Origin of the sequence: Caldicellulosiruptor acetigenus, from assembly GCF_026914305.1 — a bacterium.
GTDB lineage: Bacteria > Bacillota > Thermoanaerobacteria > Caldicellulosiruptorales > Caldicellulosiruptoraceae > Caldicellulosiruptor > Caldicellulosiruptor acetigenus.
In genome coordinates this window covers 2226462-2244723 of sequence record NZ_CP113866.1, presented here as the reverse complement: position 1 = coordinate 2244723, position 18262 = coordinate 2226462, and the positions used below count along the sequence as shown (strand labels likewise).

Below are 18262 nucleotides of genomic sequence, written 5' to 3'. Positions count from 1 at the left end.
ATAGCAATCACCAGTTCGTATTTTAAACTGCTTCCATGGAAGCAGTTTAAAACAGCAAATAAAAAACAGAGTATTATAACCCAGTATTAAATTTTGTCCAGGATTTTAAAAATTTATGCATAAAAATTTTTAAAATGGTAATACTAAAAAATAGAAGGTAGACAAGCTTATCCTTGAATGATTTCTTACCAAGAAGGTTGGTTTAATTTAAATACACAAAATTATTTACAGACCCAACAAAATAGAATACAGACTGCTCCCTTGCTACTTTTTATAGGTCTTTTTTAGAACAGGTCAAGTTCTTCCCATTCCTTTTTCATAAGACTGTGGTATCTATCTTTGAAGAACTTCTCATGTTCCTCTTCCCACTTTGCAAGATGTAGAAGCAAACCTTTTACATTGCTATCTTCAACCTTTTCAGCAGCTTGTTTGTAAAATGCGGCAAAGTCGCTTTCAATCAGATATGCAAGCCGCAATATTGTAAGGTCTGAAAAATCTGTCTCCAATATTTTTGAGTTTTCGGCAAGTATATGAGGGTCTACCATTTTGTTATGGTCGTCTACAACCCATGAGATTGATATTGGTGGTTCTTGGCTACCCAGACTTTTAAGAATATTCTCAAGATACTTGTAATGTTCCTGCTCAATCTTTACAAACTCTTCAAAAAGTTTTTTTAGCCCTTCATCTTGCAAGCTGTTTGCATAGAACGAATAAAAGTCTTGCGCATTTTTCTCCATCTTCATTCCAAACCTTAATATGTTCTCAATCTTTTTGCTCATCACAAGGTCTCTTCTTTTATAAAATTTTTGTTCTCAAAAGTATTTATACCCCGAAAGTTTATTTTAATAAAATAAATCATAAAAATAGGGACTGCCTATTATTTCATAAACATAGCAGCCCTAATGTAGTCAATCTATTTTCTCATAATCTATCATAAGCTAAGATTTATTTTTAATTTCTTTCAGAAGGGTATACTATTTTGTTTGCCTTTTCAATATCCCAGGTTTTAATAATCTTATTAAATAACTCAGTACCTGTAGAAGACTTTGTTACGTGTAAGTCTAATTTTGAAAAAAGGTCGTGATATAATAAAAACTCGTTATATATATCTTTTTTAGTTTTTATTAAAAACTTGTTATCATTGTTGTCAAATAAATTAAAAGGCTTGCCTCCATCTTTGATATGTTCAATAACTTTTGTCAAAAATCTATCAAAAAGAGAAAATGTATTGTACATTGAGATTAATTTAGTACCATAATTATCTATCTCAAAAGAATCAATACGTGCAAACATAAGTGCATCTATAGCTAAAAAAACAAATTTTACTTTAAGTTTTAAATACGATATATTTTCCATAGAAAACCCGTCTTTATCAAAATTATCTATTATATACTTTGTACAATATGCGACTTCAGCTATTTCATTAAAAGCCGTAACTTTCATATCATTAAAAGCGTTAATATAACGCATCTTTATTACTGAGTAATTTTTATAGAAAATAGATAAAATCAAAGCGATTATAATCAAGAAAGCTATATGGATATAAATTAATTTTCTCTTCATGCATTTTCACCTCTCTCAATATATCGAAAAAAATAAAAAAATATATGAACGTACTGCATAATTCATGGCTTATGCAGTACGTTCGTATTATATGCTTTAACATTATTGAACATAATAATTGTTTGTAACTGTTTTATTTACAGTTGCTTCTAATACACTATATGTTAACCAAACAGGATGGCGTGAATATATTTCAAAATGAAATCCATTATGAAATACACGACTTCCTGAAACTTTTGGCTTGTCAAGTGGCACACAAACTCCATATATTAAAAGTAAGCGTTGGTCTTCTGTATATAAGTAATCGTTTGAGCTTGTTTGAATTTTGTGACTTCTAATGCTTTTCCGTATTGCTATTTTTGAGCATCTACCTTATTTTGTTCTCAATGATATTTATACCCAAAAACTCGTATTAGAAACCTTAAAATAAATCATAAAAATAGGGACTACCTGTTATTTCATAAACATAGAAGCCCTAATGTAGTCAATCTATTTTCTCATAATCTATCATAAGCTAAGATTTATTTTTAATTTCTTTCAGAAGGGTATAATATTTTGTTTGCCTTTTCAATATCCCAGGTTTTAATAATCTTATTAAATAACTCGGTACCTGTAGGAAACTTTGTTGTTATTTCAAAGTCTAATTTTGAAAAAAGATCGTAATATAATAAGAGTTCATTATATATATCTTTTTTAGTTTTTATTAAAAATTTGTTATCGTTGTCGTCAAGTAAATTGAAAGGCTTGCCTCCATTTTTAATATACTCACTAACTTTACTCAAAAATCTATCTAAACGAAAAAATGTATTGTACATTGAATTTAATGTATTTATATAACCTCGTATCTCAAATGAATTAATGTCTATAGACCTAAGTGCATCTATAATATAAGAAACAAATTCTACTTTAGATTTTAGAAACAATATATTTTCTATAGAAAAACCACCTTTATCAAAATCAGATATTATATAATTTGTAGACCACGTGATTTCTCGGATTTCCAAAAAGGCTTTCGATTTCATATTCTCCAAAGCTATAACGAAATATGTTTTTTTTATTGAGTAATTTTTATAGAAAATAGATAAAATTAACGCTATTATAATCAAGAAAACAATATGGATATAAATGATTTTTCTCTTCATGCATATTCCACCTCTCTCAATATACCTCACATAAATAAAAAAGTATATGAATGCACTGCATAATTCAAACTTATGCAGTGCATTCATATTTAGATGATTATGCTTTAGCATTATTGAATATAGTAATTTTTTGTAATTGTTTTGTCTACAGTTGCTTCTAATACACTATATGTTAACCAAAAAGGATGGCGTGAATATATTTCAAAATGAAATCTATTATATACTACACGATATCCTACAGCTTTTGGGATGATATCAAGTGGCGGAACAGCTTTAAAACTTATTAATAGACCATGTGATTCATTTGATAAATATTCGTTTGAATTTAAAGGTAGCTTACAATCTCTAACGACCTTTCCATATTGATACTCTTGAGATTTTTTATTTGTAGGATAGGTAAGAGTATCAAGAGTACGGCTCTCTGTTACATAACTGATTTCAGAGAAGAAATCAACAACATTGGAATAAGTGTTTCCAAATGGCAAAAGTCCAATTAACGTAGGCAAAGAAATACTATATGTTCCTGACTGAGTTCCTGCACTTCTTCGAACTTCAAAAAATATATCTTTATTACCTGATCCGAGTCCAGCTTCTATATAAGGATTTCTTATTCTTAAATAGGAACTGTTATCAAATAACTGAATTGAACCATTATATGCAAGGTAAATATATTGGGCTTCATTTAGAATATTAAATTGTATAGTGCCAATTGCAATTGTGGTATCTACATTATCTACTTTTGCGGGAGTTGTATATAAATTGCATGTATATCCCCATTTTAATAAAGTTGTAAGTCTATTTCCGCTTCCTACTGGCCATTCCACAGTATTTTTGAAGTAACCGTAATTGTCATTATCATTATATACTTTCTTACCAAGAGTAATAAAGTCACTCACGGAAACACCAGGTACTGGAGACGTTGTTGTAAGACTAACAATTTGAGATTCCTTATGGCTAACATCTTTGGTTTCTTCAAGCTGGGAAGTATTACTGTTTGCGATAAAAGGCATAAACCAATTTTCAGAAAAACCTACTTTGTCAACTTCGTCAATGTTTGTTTTGCCAATTTCTATACCTGATTTATCAATTTCATCTTTATTATAAGTTTCAGCTGGCTCTTTAGCAAGAGTATATAAGCTTGATAATTTATTTATACTGGGGAAAACATCTTCAAAGTAGAAAATATCATTTGTGTTTGTGCACAATACTGCTATTTTAACCACAGTTTTATTTTTAAGTTTTTTATTTACAGGAAGAAGAAGTTCTTCATTGGCGTTATTTTCAATTACAAATGATAATATTTTGTAATCTCCTTCATTGTTAAATAATACTGTTAGAGATCTTGTTTTCTTCAACATCATGTTTTGAGAATAATATATTTTTCCAGTTGCTTGAATTAAGTTTTGCATATTTTTATTTTCTATTACAGCTTCTAAAGTAAGCTCATCATTTTTTATTTTCATCTTTTTAATTATCAATTTAGAATCCAGTTGATTTTCGGAATCAACTTTAACAAAATTGCCACCTTTATATTGTATTCCCTTTTAAATACCATTATCAACAATCAATTCATTGTTTTCAGCATATGCATTGATATTAAAGACACTCGTAATAAGAGAAAAAGATATAATCATCAATACTGCCAGTATTTTTGTAATCATTTTATTTCTAACTAACATAATATTCCTCCTCCAACTCAAATTAATTATTTATATAACTGCAATTCACAATTTAAACAACAATTCCTTTTTCACATTATATTTTATTCAGAATCGGATATAAGTGCTGTTTCACTTCTGCACCGCATGACATATACAACAGAATAAACTTCTGAGAACCGAAGGTGCCAAAGTACTGTCCAGCATAGACAATAACCAATTTTAGTCCTTCCTCCACATACTTTTTCGCTCCTACAGGAAGAGTTTTCCCTTCATGTTTCTTTCCTTCTTCCATACGTCTGTATAAATTAGAAGAATAAATAACCTATAAGTACCATAACAATATAGAATGCTATAAAGTTGCACTTTGTGTTTTCAAAATCTTAAATCTGCTAGAAATTCTTAGTAAATCACCCCCCGACTCTTTGATATATTCAAAAATAGAATAGGAAGAATAAAAATGTTAAATTAGAAGGTAAAAATTTTAGATAATGAAATCACCTCTCGAGTTAATTATTTACTTTTAAATTAGCAAAAAAAAAAACGCAATAGACAGATTTAATAAAGTTATGCTTTTAGAATTGTTAATATTGTCTAACAAGAGTGGCAAAAATAACATGTAAAGATAAAACAAAAATCAGTTAATTCTTACAGGTAGGTTTTATAAATCAAATAAAAAGAACAACATTTTAAGAGGTTCAATTAATAAAAATCAATGTAGCTCATTTCCAAATCAAAAATATAATCAGTTATTAATAGTATAAATCAGCAAGCAGTACTTTTTGTCATTCTTTTGTACTCCTGTAAACCAGATATTATATTCATTTTCTCCTAACATAACTCCGTATTGATTTGCAAGCATAAACAAAGGATCAGCATTGATAACTGCTTTTTTTAAATTGACATTAAATATCTTGTCAAAATTATTGATAAACTCTTTTTCATTTCTTATGGTTTTCTTTTTACCATCAATTTTAACATTTATAGGATATACTATTAGTTTTGCAAGTTTTTCTTTCTCGTTTTTTATTAAATATTTTTGAATGTTAGTAGCAAATTTCACTACTTCTTCGTCTGGAAAACTAACCAAGTCATATCTTTTCCCATAATCTGCATAAATTATGTCAACAAGCTTCAGTTTAAAAGGCATTTTAATTTTGCCATTACTCCAAGTTCCTTCGATTATATCTATTGTTTTAAAGTTGCCATAAAAAGTACCTGTAATTTTGCCTTTTTGGCTAAATTCGTTTAATGTTATTTTTCCGTCCTTCAATTTTCCTTCCACTTTTATATGTTCTTTAACTCCTTTAAAAGCATAGAGTCCTGTAATTTTTGAGTTGTTAATATATACGCTCATTATTATGTCTTTGCTTCCTTTTTTGCCGCTGTAATCGTAATAGCCTTTTTCGATTTTATCATTGCTCAAAACAAATGTGTTAGGCAAAATTAAAAGCATGATTAAAACTAAAACTATAATTTTTTTTTCGGCTTTCAAAGATTTCACCTCACTAATTTGTTTAGCTTAAATATAGTATGTGATACAACAATTTTAGAGATGAAAATTTTCTAAAGACCCATTTCTTTTTTTATCTTTTTCCAAGTATTTATATCTGTAACTTTGTAGTCTCCTTTTACAAACATTTCCCATTCATCGTATCTGCGACGTTGTAATCCTTCTAATACTTTTCCCTGAGCTTTGGACCAAGCAAGAAAATCATCTCTAAGTTCTTTTTCTAATTTAATATCAATACCACTTTTTATAGCCTTGACTATATCAGCTTGAATTTTAGATTTTTCATCAGTTGTCCACGCTGGACCAACATTGAATGTAAAACTTACTAAAGCATCAAATTGATTTTGTGGAAGTTGAATTTTGTTATTTTCCATAAATTTATTTACTGCATCCGTTGCATTTTTGATATCGCTTTTGAAAAACTCATATGCTTTTTCTTCTGTTATTGCTTTCTTGGGACTATTAGTTTTAAGACCAACATATTCCTCCAATTCTTTGCCTCTCAGTACATGTCCAATTCCAATAGTCCAAACTCCGTCTTTGTCTCTATAGGCGATTGAGGAATATCCTTCATAGGATTTAACAAATTCAAATAATGCTTTGCTTGGTTCTAATCTTTTTATTTTAGTTGAAGTATTTTGGCTTTCATAAACAGCATTTATCTTTGTTGTAGACGATTCAGAATTTGAACTAGGTCTTTCATAGACTATTTTACCGTACAACTCATTAGCAGAAGAACCTTTTTCATAGACATAGGCAGGTGAAATTTTAGAGTTGTTTTGGGCTGTGTTTTGTTTTGAAGGTGAGAAATAGCTTTTTGAAACTTGCTCTGCTGTACTTTTTTGGGCTGACAGGTTTTGAAGATAAGAGTTATTTTTAAGAGTTAAATTAAGATTGTTAGAAGTTAATACAGAGCTTTTCATTTTCCTCATAACCCCCTATTTTCACTTGTTTTTTGTTTATCACGGAATTATAATACACTAATATATTGTAAATGTCAATTCTTATCTTTTAGAGTTAGGTGCGTAATAAGAATTGATAAATATAATAATCTCCTTAACTTTGCCATTATTATCAATTCCAAATTCTATATTCTTTTCGTTATAACTATATCTGTAAAAGTTATGTTTTTTATCATAAGTACATTTTTCCCATACTTTTTAATTACCTCTTCCGAAGAAGAACCAATTCTGATTTTTCTTAGTGTATAGAATTTTGAGGTCTTTACATTAATTTAGGCAATTCTGTAATTATCAAAGTCCAAGCCCTTTTTATTATAAAATACATTCGAAGTATAAACAATTAAATCTTTATATTCGTGATAAAAATATTTGTAAATTACTCCTTTATCCTGAATAAATATATCACTTGCACGAAAAAAAATTGATTTCTTTTTCCTTAAATTGTTTTAGAAACTTATCAGCAGGGCAGTCAAGATAAACATAGCCAATTCCATCAGTTACAGCGAAGTCCCTATCGTTTAAGGGTTTTACAAGGAAAGTTTCTTTTTTTTGCTAAAATAACTACAATAATTATTCCAACCAAACACAATGCGCTTATTATGCATATAAGCAATTTTTTACTTTTCATCTTTTTTCTTCTCCTTATAAACAGGGATATCAAACCTTAGCTTAGCGTTTGGGAAGCTTTCAAATATATTTTTAATAGAGTAAACTCAATTTGCAGCCCACGCAATGTCAGTTGCATATTGATATTTACCTCCTTGGCTTACTCCTAGGGCCTTGTAAAATCTTTATTGTCCAATTTATCTCTTTGAGCTGTCTATTCCTAACAAATGGGTTTTTGACTACCTTCTTTACGTATTCCTTAAGTTCTTCCAGGTAGTTGGTATCAAATCCACTAATGAAGCTTTCGCGTGGTTTTCTATTTTAAATTTTCTGTATTTTTGTAATATATTTTTCCTAATATTAGCTAAGTTAAACAATAAACAATTAATTAACAACTTTTAAATTTAACTTAAAGTATACCGTTAATTATTATGATGATATGCTACTATTTTCTTCACTCTGCCTTTTGATATTTCAAAGTCAATCCAATAGTAAGAACTATCTCTATAATAAATACTCTCAATTTCTCCTTTTTCGTTATAAACTACACTTCCAAATCTATCAACCACACCGTCTTCAGTTTTTTGTTCAAGGTAGTACAAAAATTCTCTGTCATCAATTTTTATAGGACTATACCTAAATCTATTCAGCACCCTTTTATAGCAATCTCCGACCTCAATTCCTCTTGGTCCTTCAATTCCTTTTTTACTAATTTCCACGTTTATTATATACCTATCACCTTCGCCCGGTACTAATAACACATAACCCCAATCATAGTAACAGTATTCTACATAGTCACCATAAGCTCCCCACCACTCTCTCTTTATTTTTTTTGGGTTTCCCAATTTTTTTATCAATTCTCCCTTTGTACTCCCAAATTTTAATCCTATTAAAACCGGTTCATCATTTGTAAAAACAGGTTTATTGTTCTTTAAAACTAAGAAATCATCTTTAAAAGTTACAAATACTCCAGCAGCAATAATATTGATTCCTATAACAGTTAATAGAACCAGTAATATCTTTTTTCTCACTTTTTAACATCCTTTCCGCTCTTTGTATTTAATCTTAGCACATCCATTGGATTTATTAAATCGCTTCTGCGCTCATAATTCGCCTCTGGAACATATTTGTAAGTTTTGTTATTTCTTTGAGTAAGAGGACCACTGCTATCACCTTTATAAACTTCTAAGTGAAGCATTGCCTCGTGAGTTTTCGTATTAGGTATAATTGTAGCTATAACTTGTCCTTGCTTTACTTTATCCCCAACTTTGACTTTCGATTCAACTTCACCATATCTGATGACAGAACCATCACTGTTTTTTATTTCTATTGCTTGTGTACCCGCATAGAAATCATAAACAGCAGTTACTGTTCCATCAGTCATTGCTAACACTTTTGCATCTTTTACACCCACATATTTTTTCTTATTATCATCATAGTAGCCGGTTAAAAGATCAACTCCAGCGTGAGCTCTTGGTTTGCCATTTGAGTCTTTTCTTTCTGCACCAAATTGCCTTTTATCTGTTGCAGGATTGGCTATAATTAATTTTTTAGATTCTAAAGGAAATATCCACTTTTCAATCCGTTGTTCCCAGAATTCTTTGCTTGGATCAGATTTTTTTGTTTCACTGGTTTTAGTTTTTCCAACTGGGCTACTTGAATTTAGAATTTTACTGCTATTATTTTGATTTTGAATGGAACTGCCACTTTTTGAAGATTGCAAGGTGTAATTTGAGCTTGGTTTAGCATAGACTATTTTACCATAAAACTCATTGGCAGATGAACCTTTTTCATAGACATAGGCAGGCGAAATTTTAGAGTTGTTTTGGGCTGTGTTTTGTTTTGAAGGTGAAAAATAACTTTTTGAAACTTGCTCTGCTGCACTTTTTTGGGCTGACAGGTTTTGAAGATAAGAGTTATTTTTAAGAGTTAAATTAAGATTGTTAGAAGTTAATACAGAACTTTTCATTTTCCTCATAACCCCCTATTTTCATTTGTTTTTTGTTTATCATGGAATTATAATACAGTAACATATCAAAAAATACAGGTAAAAACAATGGTGATTTTAAACAAAAAAATAACAATAGGCTAAAAATGTATATATAAAAAATAGACAATTAAGAGCAAAACAATGAGTACTAAAAATTGATTAAAAATAAAAAGAGCTACATCTCAAGGGGTTCAATTAATAAAAATCGATGTAGCTCTTTCCGATTCAAAATGTAATCAATTATTAATAGTATGAATCAACAAGTAGTACTTTATGACATTAAAAATCTTGTCAAAATTATTGATAAACTCTTTTGAAATTGTTATTTTAAGCGGCTTGTCCTGCAAAGCATGCTCGAAAATATTTATTGAGTATCTTTGGTCATTACCTGTTATATCTCTTAGATCCTCTAACACTACCTCTTACTTTAACTCTACATTCACGACAAATGAAACTTTTTTAAACTGGTTTGCAAAATATTTGTCAGAATCATGTTCAGGTTCAAGTCGACGCATCTTACCAGGTCCTATTATGCCATCCTCATTTATAGGTACATCTATAATCCACATGTTTCCTTTTTCATCTTCATAAAGGACGTAAGTTATATCAGCATTTTCCCTAAAATTACGTATATATGCTTTATATTTCCCTTTTTTTAATTTCCAGAATTCCAACTCATAAGTTAAAAGTCCTCTTATGGTCTTAATTATATCGCGTTTATATTCCGTCATAGGACCAAAATCCGGCTGCACAACTTTCCCAAATTCTATTTCATCTGCTGCATAAAAATGGTAACCAAATTTTTTTATTTCACTTCTCATTTCGGCAGCTGTAGGTCTCGAAAAATATCCGGTAGGTTCACTATAATAATGACCTTTTTTATCCCGTCCGAATGAAATAAAGAAAAAGGACTCTGTTCCTTCAACAAAGGCACTTTCTTTCACTTTTTTATCAAAAAATACGCTTACAACATTGGGAAAAACATCTTCTGTATACACCTCAATTTTAATTTTCTTATTCTCAAATCCACGAAAAGTGGAATATTTACCTTTATACCATATATCATCATTTATGACTGTTTTAATAGCTTTTTTCAGTTCATCCAGATCAACCTTTTGCTGCTCTATCGGCGGCGTCTTCTTAGGAGTGTTTTTACTAGTTGCCACGTTTTGTTGAGCGGGATTTGCTGAATTATTGCTTATGTCTTTCTCGCATCCGAATAAAATAAATGAACTTATCATTAAGCATGTTATAAGCATAGATATTTTAAATAATCTGTAGACCATTTTCATAACCTATACGTCCTTTCTAATTTGTGTTATTTCCTACCAAGATTAAAAAATGTATTACCGCCAAAAGTCTCAACGTCTTTAACATTTACCCAGTTTCCGTCCATTTTTATCTGTACTTGACCGTTAGCTAATATGCGCTTATTTTCATCAAAATAACCAGCTTGCCAGAAGTATTTTTGATCAGTAAAGCCTTTAGGTTTAGCAATCTGATTCTCCTTACCGCCAATTAGCTTTTTGGCAATGTCTAATGCTTTCCTCCACGCTGCTGAAGCTCTTTCCGGAGCTTCAGCTAAACCATTTTCATTTTCATTTGTCAAAGCTGCAAACTGTCCTGGAGCAAACGCAATATTCCTGTAAGTATTTGGTTCTCCGCCAGAAAATCCGCCAGCCTTCCTCCTGCTGATCAATGTCCATGCTACTGCCTCTTGACCTCCATTATCTCTTGCGTCATTACACTCACCATAAATAAGCCTAGCAATTACATCAATATCTGATGATAACCCTTTTAAGCCACTGACTCCGCTCACTTTTTTACCATAGGTTTTGTAATCGTCTGCATTGGTGTCACGTAAAGCAAGCCATGTTTTTTTACCTACAATCCCGTCAATCCCATTTTCACAGCCAGTAGTTCTCTTATTATCCTCTTGAAATCTTCTAACAGCACTATCGGTTCCAGAACCAAAAGTACCATATGCGTCATTGCCTATACTATACCCTAATGCTTTTAATCTGTCTTGCACGCTTTTAACTGCGGAGCTATTAGTAGTTTGTGTATCAAATTTCAAGGTCTTTTTACCGGCCTCGATATCTGCTATTGTAACACCCTGATTTGGTGGGGTCGAAGTGGGTTTAACAGCATATACTACATTGCTTGGATCAGATTTTTTTGTTTCACTGGTTTTAGTTTTTCCAACTGGGCTACTCGAATTTAGAATTTTACTGCTATTATTCGGATTTTGAATGGAACTAACACTTTTTTGAAGACGGCATAGTGTAATTTGAACTTGGTTTAGCATAGACTATTTTACCATAGAACTCATTAGCAGAAGAACCTTTTTCATAAACATAGGCAGGTGAAATTTTAGAGTTATTTTGGGCTGGATTTGAGTTTAAAGACCCAGAATAAGTCTTTGAAGCTTTCTCTGCTGTACTTTTTTGGGCTGACAGGTTTTGAAGGCAAGAGTTATTTTTAAGAGTCAAATTAAGATTGTTAGAAGTTAATACAATACTTTTCATTTTCCTCATAACCCCCTATTTTCATTCGTTTTTTATTTATCATGGAATTATAATACAGCAGTATATCGAAAAATACAGGTAAAAACAATAGTGATTTTAAACGAAAAGTGATAAGAAACTAAAAAACTATATAAAAAAATTAAACAATTGAATAAAATTATAAAAATGAGATTAAAAGATCATGTTACAGTTTAAATACTGCACAAACTGTTGTCACCTCTCAAGTTAATCATTTGCTTTCATATTAGCAAATTAGCAAAAAAAAGCAATTAGCATTTTAAATAAAGTTTTAGATGAAGACAAAGAGAAATTTTGTGAAGAATTAATAAAAAAACTATGATAAAATATTAAAACTAAAGATGAGTTTTAGAAAATTTTTCGCTCCAGCCCCCTGAAAATGAAAAATGATTGAAATAATCAAATGAAAAATTTAGGAAAGAAAAAAGGAGAGTAAGAGAACATGATTATAGATTTTCACACCCACTGCTTCCCAGATGACTTAGCGCCAAGAGCAATGTCAAAGCTTTCACAAAATTCTGGTATGCCATATTATCATGACGGTACTTTGTCAGGTTTGAAAGAATCTGCTAAAAAAGCTGGAATTGACATGTGCGTGGTTCTGCCCATTGCGACAAAACCTCAGCAAACAAGGACAATTAACAGATGGGCCTTGTCTGTGATGGAAAAAAACAAGGACATAATCTGTTTTGGCACAGTTCATCCTGAGTTTGCTGAGTTCAAAGAAGAAATTAAATGGCTTAAAGAAAACGGGTTTTTAGGAATAAAATTTCATCCAGATTATCAGGACTTTTTTGTTGATGATAAAAAGATGTACCCCTTTTATGATTCTATTGCAAAAAACGATATGATTATACTTTTTCACAGCGGAGTTGACCCGGCTTTTATGCCCCCTTACCACTGTACACCAAAAAGGCTTCAAAGAGTTTTAAAAGATTTTTCGGGTGCAAAGATAATTGCAGCGCATATGGGTGGATATAGGTTTTTTGAGGAGACGCTTGAGTGCTTGATAGGTGAAGATATGTATCTTGATACATCCTTTTTCTTTGGTGAAGTTGATATAGAAAGCCCGGAAGAAATTTTCAGAAAACATGGCATAGATAAGATTTTGTTTGCAACAGACTCTCCCTGGAAAGACCAGAAAAGAGAAGTTGAGTATGTAGATAGTTTAAGACTTTCTGAAGAAGAGAAAGAAAAGATTTTTTGGAAGAATGCGCAGCGGTTACTTGGACTTAAAATTGTCCATAGGGCAAACTAAGATGTTTTATTTAAGGAATACTAATGGCAAATTAGAAAGGGAGGCTTTTTTAGAATGAAAGTCAAGATACTTGTCAACAACTGGACGTTCAAAGGTGGGTATTTGGCAGAACACGGTATTTCGATTTTGATTATAAAAGATGGAAAAAGGATTTTGTTTGACTGTGGGCAAACAAATGCTATTGTGAAAAACATTGAGAAGATGGGTGTGAGCTTTGATTTTGATGCGATTGTTTTAAGCCATGCCCATTATGACCACACAGGTGGACTTAAATTTCTTGTTGAAAGAACAGATTGTAGTATTTGGGTGCATAATGGATTCTTTGAGAAAAAGTTTGCAAAAAGAGAAGGGGAGTATAAATTTATAGGTGAAAATTTTGAAGGGCTTAATATGGCAAGGTTTAAGATTGTCAATGAAGATGTCTATGAGATATTTGATGGTATTTTTGTGGTAAATGCTACTTCAGGTAAGGAATCTAATGAGTTTTATATTCTCAAAGATGGCAAATTTCAAAGCGATTTGTTTTTAGAAGAGCAGTCGCTGGTGGTAAAGGAAGATGGGAAAATTGCTGTGATTGTTGGCTGCAGTCACAATGGAATTGAGAATATTGTAGAAAAAGTGGAGAAATGCTTTTCTCAGAGCATCTTTGCAGTTATTGGTGGTTTTCATTCAAAGGACTTTCAACAGGATGATTTGCAAAAGCTTTGTCAGTTTTTCAAGGAAAAGAGAATCTATAAGCTTGTACCTCTACACTGCTCAGGGATAGAGACATTAATTTATTTTGGCAACAATCTTCCAAATAAGCTAAAGGTTTGTGGTGTGGGAGATGAGATTGAGATTTAATTATATTGCAAAGGTGGCGTGCAACATGAAAAAAGATTTCTGGAAAAATAAGACCGTTATCATTACAGGGGCAACATCTGGTCTTGGAAAGGAAATGACAAAGATTTTACTTGAAAAAGATGCAAAGGTTGTTGCCATTTCAAGGTCAGAAGAGTCTTTAAAAGGGCTTCAGAATGAGCTAATAAAGTTTTCGAAAAATCTTTTTTTAATAAAGGCTGATGTGAGCTTTAAAAAAGATTGTGAAGATGCTTTTAAAACCATAAAAGATGAGCTAAAAACGGCAGATTTCTTAATTAACAACGCAGGAGTTGGCTTGAGATGTGAGGTTGAAGAAATCGATGAGATTGACCTTAAGAAGGTGTTTGATACAAACTTTTTTGGTGCTTTTTATATGATGAAGCATGCCATAGCCTTTTTTAAAGAACAAGGAGGAGGCACAATTGTAAATATTTGTTCGCTTGGTGTGAAAAGACCTGTGCCATTTACTTCGGGCTATACAGCTTCAAAAGCAGCGCTATCAAGCTTAGCTGATGTTGCAAGAATTGAGTTAAAAAAATACAACATAACCATTTTAAATGCATATCCAGGTTCTATTTCAACAAGCTTTAGAAAGAATGCTTTAGGAAAGCCATATCCAGAAGATGAGGTTCGGCTTTCAAGGCTTTCGCCGGATGTTGCTGCAAGAAGAATTATCAGAGGTATTGAGAAGAACAGAAAAGAGATATATACATCTAAAAAAGACTATCTATTTGTACTTTTTACCCGTCTTTTTCCACACGTTTCAGATTTTATAGTAGAGAAAGCGTTTGAAAAGAAGTTAAAAAGATTGTAAAAGTCTTTGCACCTAAATTCCTTGACACGAATAAAAATACGTGCTAAAATATTTCAAAATTTAATTTGAAAATAGCAAAAAAGCCATTAGTAAAAAAGAAATTGTCCGACAAATTAAAGTAGCACGGTCGGACTTTTCATATATAAAGGGTGGGATTTGATTGATGGCAAAGATGACGGTAGCACGGGCAATGGTAGAGGTTTTGAAAAGCGAGGGTGTAGAGATTATCTTTGGCATTCCGGGTGCGGCAATCTATCCGTTTTATGATGCTCTTTATGACTCTGATATAAAACATGTCCTAGTTAGAACAGAACAGGCAGCAGTTCATGAGGCAAGTGGATATGCGCGCACAACAGGCAAAGTGGGTGTGTGCGTTGCAACCTCTGGGCCTGGTGCTACAAATCTTATAACTGGCATTGCGACTGCATATATGGATTCAGTTCCTATTGTGGCCATCACCGGTCAGGTAAATTCAAGTTTAATTGGAAAAGATGTGTTTCAGGAAGTGGATATAACAGGGGCAACGGCTCCGTTTACCAAGCATAACTATCTTGTGAAAGACCCTAAAAAAATTGTAAGGATTTTAAAAGAAGCATTCTATATAGCCTCAACAGGAAGACGTGGACCTGTTTTGATAGATGTTCCCATAGATGTCCAGCTGCAGGAGATTGAATTTGAAATCCCAAAGGAAATTGATATTCCTGGCTACAAGCCAAAAGAAAAAGGTCATCCTCTGCAGATAAAAAGGGCAGTAGAAGCGATAGAAAACTCACAAAGACCTGTTGTATGCAGCGGTGGTGGAGTTATTGCATCAGGCGCATCACAGGAGTTGCAAATTTTAATAGAAAAACAAAAAATCCCTGTGATTTCAACCCTAATGGGAATTGGTTCTATTCCTACAGACCATCCTTATTATCTTGGCATGATAGGTTCACATGGTCAGAAAGAGGCCAATTTGGCGCTCAGGCAAGCAGACCTTTTAATTGTGATAGGTGCGCGGCTTGCAGACAGGGCGCTGGGTGATACAAAAATTACTGACAATATGAAGATTATTCATATAGACATTGACCCTGCTGAGATAGGAAAAAATGTTGATACAAATGTGCCAATTGTTGGCGATGCAAAACAGGTGCTTTCAGAGATTAATAAAAGAATTTCAGAAAGAAAAGATTTTTGGGCTCACGATATTAAAGCGCACAAGAAAGTTCTTATAGATGATGACAAGCTTCATCCTTATGATGTGCTAAGAGAAATTTCAAGAGCATACAATGGAGATTATATAATCACCACAGATGTTGGTCAGCATCAGATTTGGGCGGCTCATAATCTGTATATCAAAGAACCAGGGACATTTATAACTTCAGGTGGACTTGGCACAATGGGATATGGAGTTCCTGCAGCAATTGGTGCGAAGTTTGGAAGACCCGATAAAGAGGTAATTAGCATCACCGGCGATGGAAGTTTTCAGATGCTTTTGCAGGAGCTTGCTACCATTAAAAGAGAACAGGTGCCCATTAAAATTGTCCTTTTCAACAACACAAGGCTTGGAATGGTATATGAGCTTCAGAAGAAAAGATGCACAGGCAGGTTTATTGCAACATGCTTAGATGGCAACCCCGATTTTATGATATTAGCAAAAGCATATGGAATTGAGAGTATGAGGCTTGAGAGCAAGGAAAAGTTAAAAGAGGCAATTGAGATTATGAAAAGCCACAAGGGTCCATTTTTACTTGAGGTTGTGACAAGCCCTGATGAGCCCACTATATCTTAAGGGTTTAATTGAGCTTACTAAAACTTTTGGTGATAGGGGGATGTAAGAAGGTGAAGTACACACTTTCTGTTTTGGTTGAGAACCACCCGGGTGTGCTGTCCCGCGTTGCAGGGCTTTTTTCAAGAAGAGGTTTTAATATAGACAGCCTTGCTGTTGGCGTGACAGAAGACCCAACAATATCCCGCATGACAATTGTTGTAAATGGAGATGACTACATTGTCGAGCAGGTGACAAAACAGCTTAATAAACTTATTGATGTTATAAAAATCAAAAAACTAAACCCGAAAGAGGCTGTTGAAAGAGAGCTTGCGCTTATAAAGGTTAATGCTAATTCTCAGACGCGTTCAGACATTATTCAAATAACAGAAATTTTCAGAGCAAACATTGTAGATGTGTCAAAAGAAACGCTTACAATTGAGATTTCAGGTGATGAGGACAAGATTGAAGCGCTAATTGAGCTTTTGAAGCAATATGGTATTCGCGAGGTAGTCCGTACAGGACTTATTGCGATAGAGCGAGGGAATAAAGTCATATCAAAATCTAAGTCTGAGGAGGATGAGTAAAGATGGCAAAGATATTCTATGAAGAAGATTGCAATTTAGACCTACTTAAAGACAAGACAGTTGCAGTGATTGGCTTTGGTAGCCAGGGTCATGCACATGCACTAAACTTGAGAGATTCTGGTATAAACGTTGTTGTTGGACTTTATCATGGTAGCAAGTCTTGGGCAAAGGCAGAAAGTCATGGTCTTAAAGTCATGACAGCTGATGAGGCAACAAAAGTTGCAGATGTCATCATGATTCTTGTAAATGATGAAAAACAGCCAAAGCTATTTAAAGAGAGCATAGAGCCAAATTTAAAAGAAGGAAAGGCAATAGCATTTGCGCACGGGTTTAACATTCACTTTGGTCAGATAGTTCCACCGCCCTACGTTGATGTTATAATGATAGCTCCAAAAGGGCCGGGGCACACAGTCAGAAGCCAGTATGAAGAGGGAAAAGGCGTGCCAGCTTTGGTTGCTGTACATCAGGACTACACAGGGAAAGCTCTTGATATTGCGTTGGCATATGCAAAAGGTATTGGTGCATCAAGGGCTGGAATAATCCTTACTACATTTAAAGAAGAAACAGAGACAGACCTTTTTGGTGAGCAGGCAGTTTTATGTGGCGGTCTTACAGAGCTTATCAAAGCCGGGTTTGATACACTGGTTGAAGCAGGATACCAGCCAGAGATTGCGTATTTTGAATGCCTGCATGAGATGAAGCTCATAGTTGATTTGATTTGGCAGGGCGGACTTTCACTTATGAGATACTCAATCTCAGACACAGCTGAGTATGGTGATTACATGACAGGCAAGAGAATTATCACAGAAGAGACAAGAAAAGAGATGAAAAAAGTATTAGAAGAGATTCAAAACGGTACATTTGCAAAGAAGTGGATTTTGGAGAACATGGCAGGAAGACCTGAGTTCAATAGCATAAGAAGAAGAGAACAAAATCTTTTGATTGAACAGGTTGGTAAAGAGCTTAGAAAGATGATGCCTTGGATAAAGCCAATAAAAGAATAAGGGTGAGGGGT

At 32.8% G+C, this 18262-nt stretch carries 19 protein-coding genes; 6 read left to right on the top strand and 13 right to left on the bottom strand.

What is annotated here, in order from left to right; all coding sequences use genetic code 11:
- Window positions 1–284: 284 nt before the first annotated feature.
- From OTK01_RS11050 to OTK01_RS10990, 13 genes are all read right to left on the bottom strand, one after another.
- The gene (locus tag OTK01_RS11050) at window positions 285–779 is read right to left on the bottom strand and encodes a ferritin family protein (protein ID WP_013433052.1); all 495 of its coding nucleotides are present in this window, start codon (window positions 777–779) and stop codon (window positions 285–287) included.
- Window positions 780–951: 172 nt separating this feature from the next.
- Window positions 952–1563, bottom strand: coding sequence for a hypothetical protein (locus OTK01_RS11045; RefSeq protein ID WP_013433051.1), 612 nt, complete (start codon window positions 1561–1563; stop codon window positions 952–954).
- Between the two features lie 527 nt (window positions 1564–2090).
- On the bottom strand, window positions 2091–2705 hold the full coding sequence (locus OTK01_RS11040) for a hypothetical protein (RefSeq protein ID WP_029228575.1): 615 nt from the start codon (window positions 2703–2705) through the stop codon (window positions 2091–2093).
- Window positions 2706–2815: 110 nt separating this feature from the next.
- Entirely contained in the window at window positions 2816–4168 is a 1353-nt protein-coding gene (locus OTK01_RS11035; RefSeq protein ID WP_269011606.1) for a hypothetical protein, read from the bottom strand.
- A gap of 81 nt (window positions 4169–4249) precedes the next feature.
- On the bottom strand, window positions 4250–4384 hold the full coding sequence (locus OTK01_RS11030; RefSeq protein WP_269011605.1) for a hypothetical protein: 135 nt from the start codon (window positions 4382–4384) through the stop codon (window positions 4250–4252).
- Window positions 4385–5108: 724 nt separating this feature from the next.
- The gene (locus tag OTK01_RS11025; protein WP_269011604.1) at window positions 5109–5867 is read right to left on the bottom strand and encodes a hypothetical protein; all 759 of its coding nucleotides are present in this window, start codon (window positions 5865–5867) and stop codon (window positions 5109–5111) included.
- Window positions 5868–5929: 62 nt separating this feature from the next.
- Window positions 5930–6799: a lysozyme gene (locus OTK01_RS11020; protein WP_029228577.1), complete on the bottom strand. Its 870-nt coding sequence runs from the start codon at window positions 6797–6799 to the stop codon at window positions 5930–5932.
- Between the two features lie 1067 nt (window positions 6800–7866).
- Complete coding sequence (locus tag OTK01_RS11015) at window positions 7867–8475, bottom strand: hypothetical protein (RefSeq protein ID WP_029228578.1); 609 nt, start codon at window positions 8473–8475, stop codon at window positions 7867–7869.
- A complete protein-coding gene (locus OTK01_RS11010) occupies window positions 8472–9413 on the bottom strand; it encodes a M23 family metallopeptidase (RefSeq protein WP_029228579.1) in 942 nt (313 codons plus the stop codon). The genes OTK01_RS11015 and OTK01_RS11010 overlap by 4 nt, the downstream gene beginning before the upstream one ends.
- A 257-nt stretch (window positions 9414–9670) precedes the next feature.
- Window positions 9671–9850, bottom strand: a complete 180-nt coding sequence (locus OTK01_RS11005) for a hypothetical protein (RefSeq protein ID WP_029228580.1) — start codon at window positions 9848–9850, stop codon at window positions 9671–9673.
- A 6-nt stretch (window positions 9851–9856) separates the two neighbouring features.
- A complete protein-coding gene (locus tag OTK01_RS11000) occupies window positions 9857–10726 on the bottom strand; it encodes a hypothetical protein (protein WP_029228581.1) in 870 nt (289 codons plus the stop codon).
- A 26-nt stretch (window positions 10727–10752) separates the two neighbouring features.
- Window positions 10753–11742, bottom strand: coding sequence for a peptidoglycan-binding protein (locus tag OTK01_RS10995; protein ID WP_029228582.1), 990 nt, complete (start codon window positions 11740–11742; stop codon window positions 10753–10755).
- Window positions 11693–11962, bottom strand: coding sequence for a hypothetical protein (locus OTK01_RS10990; RefSeq protein WP_029228583.1), 270 nt, complete (start codon window positions 11960–11962; stop codon window positions 11693–11695). The genes OTK01_RS10995 and OTK01_RS10990 overlap by 50 nt, the downstream gene beginning before the upstream one ends.
- 460 nt (window positions 11963–12422) lie before the next feature.
- Between OTK01_RS10990 and OTK01_RS10985 the strand changes: the two genes are divergently transcribed.
- The 6 genes from OTK01_RS10985 (at window position 12423) to ilvC (ending at window position 18251) form a co-directional block, all read left to right on the top strand.
- Window positions 12423–13238, top strand: a complete 816-nt coding sequence (locus tag OTK01_RS10985; protein WP_013433042.1) for an amidohydrolase family protein — start codon at window positions 12423–12425, stop codon at window positions 13236–13238.
- Window positions 13239–13292: 54 nt separating this feature from the next.
- On the top strand, window positions 13293–14081 hold the full coding sequence (locus OTK01_RS10980) for an MBL fold metallo-hydrolase (RefSeq protein ID WP_029228584.1): 789 nt from the start codon (window positions 13293–13295) through the stop codon (window positions 14079–14081).
- A gap of 25 nt (window positions 14082–14106) precedes the next feature.
- Window positions 14107–14913, top strand: a complete 807-nt coding sequence (locus OTK01_RS10975; RefSeq protein ID WP_029228585.1) for an SDR family NAD(P)-dependent oxidoreductase — start codon at window positions 14107–14109, stop codon at window positions 14911–14913.
- A gap of 163 nt (window positions 14914–15076) precedes the next feature.
- Window positions 15077–16684 (top strand): biosynthetic-type acetolactate synthase large subunit, encoded by a 1608-nt coding sequence (gene ilvB / locus OTK01_RS10970; protein WP_029228586.1) that lies wholly within the window; start codon window positions 15077–15079, stop codon window positions 16682–16684.
- 50 nt (window positions 16685–16734) lie between these two features.
- Entirely contained in the window at window positions 16735–17247 is a 513-nt protein-coding gene (ilvN, locus tag OTK01_RS10965) for an acetolactate synthase small subunit (protein WP_013404018.1), read from the top strand.
- 2 nt (window positions 17248–17249) lie between these two features.
- Window positions 17250–18251 carry a ketol-acid reductoisomerase gene (gene ilvC, locus OTK01_RS10960; protein WP_014042562.1) on the top strand — a complete coding sequence of 334 codons (1002 nt, stop codon included), beginning with the start codon at window positions 17250–17252 and terminating at the stop codon, window positions 18249–18251.
- The last annotated feature ends 11 nt before the right edge of the window (window positions 18252–18262 follow it).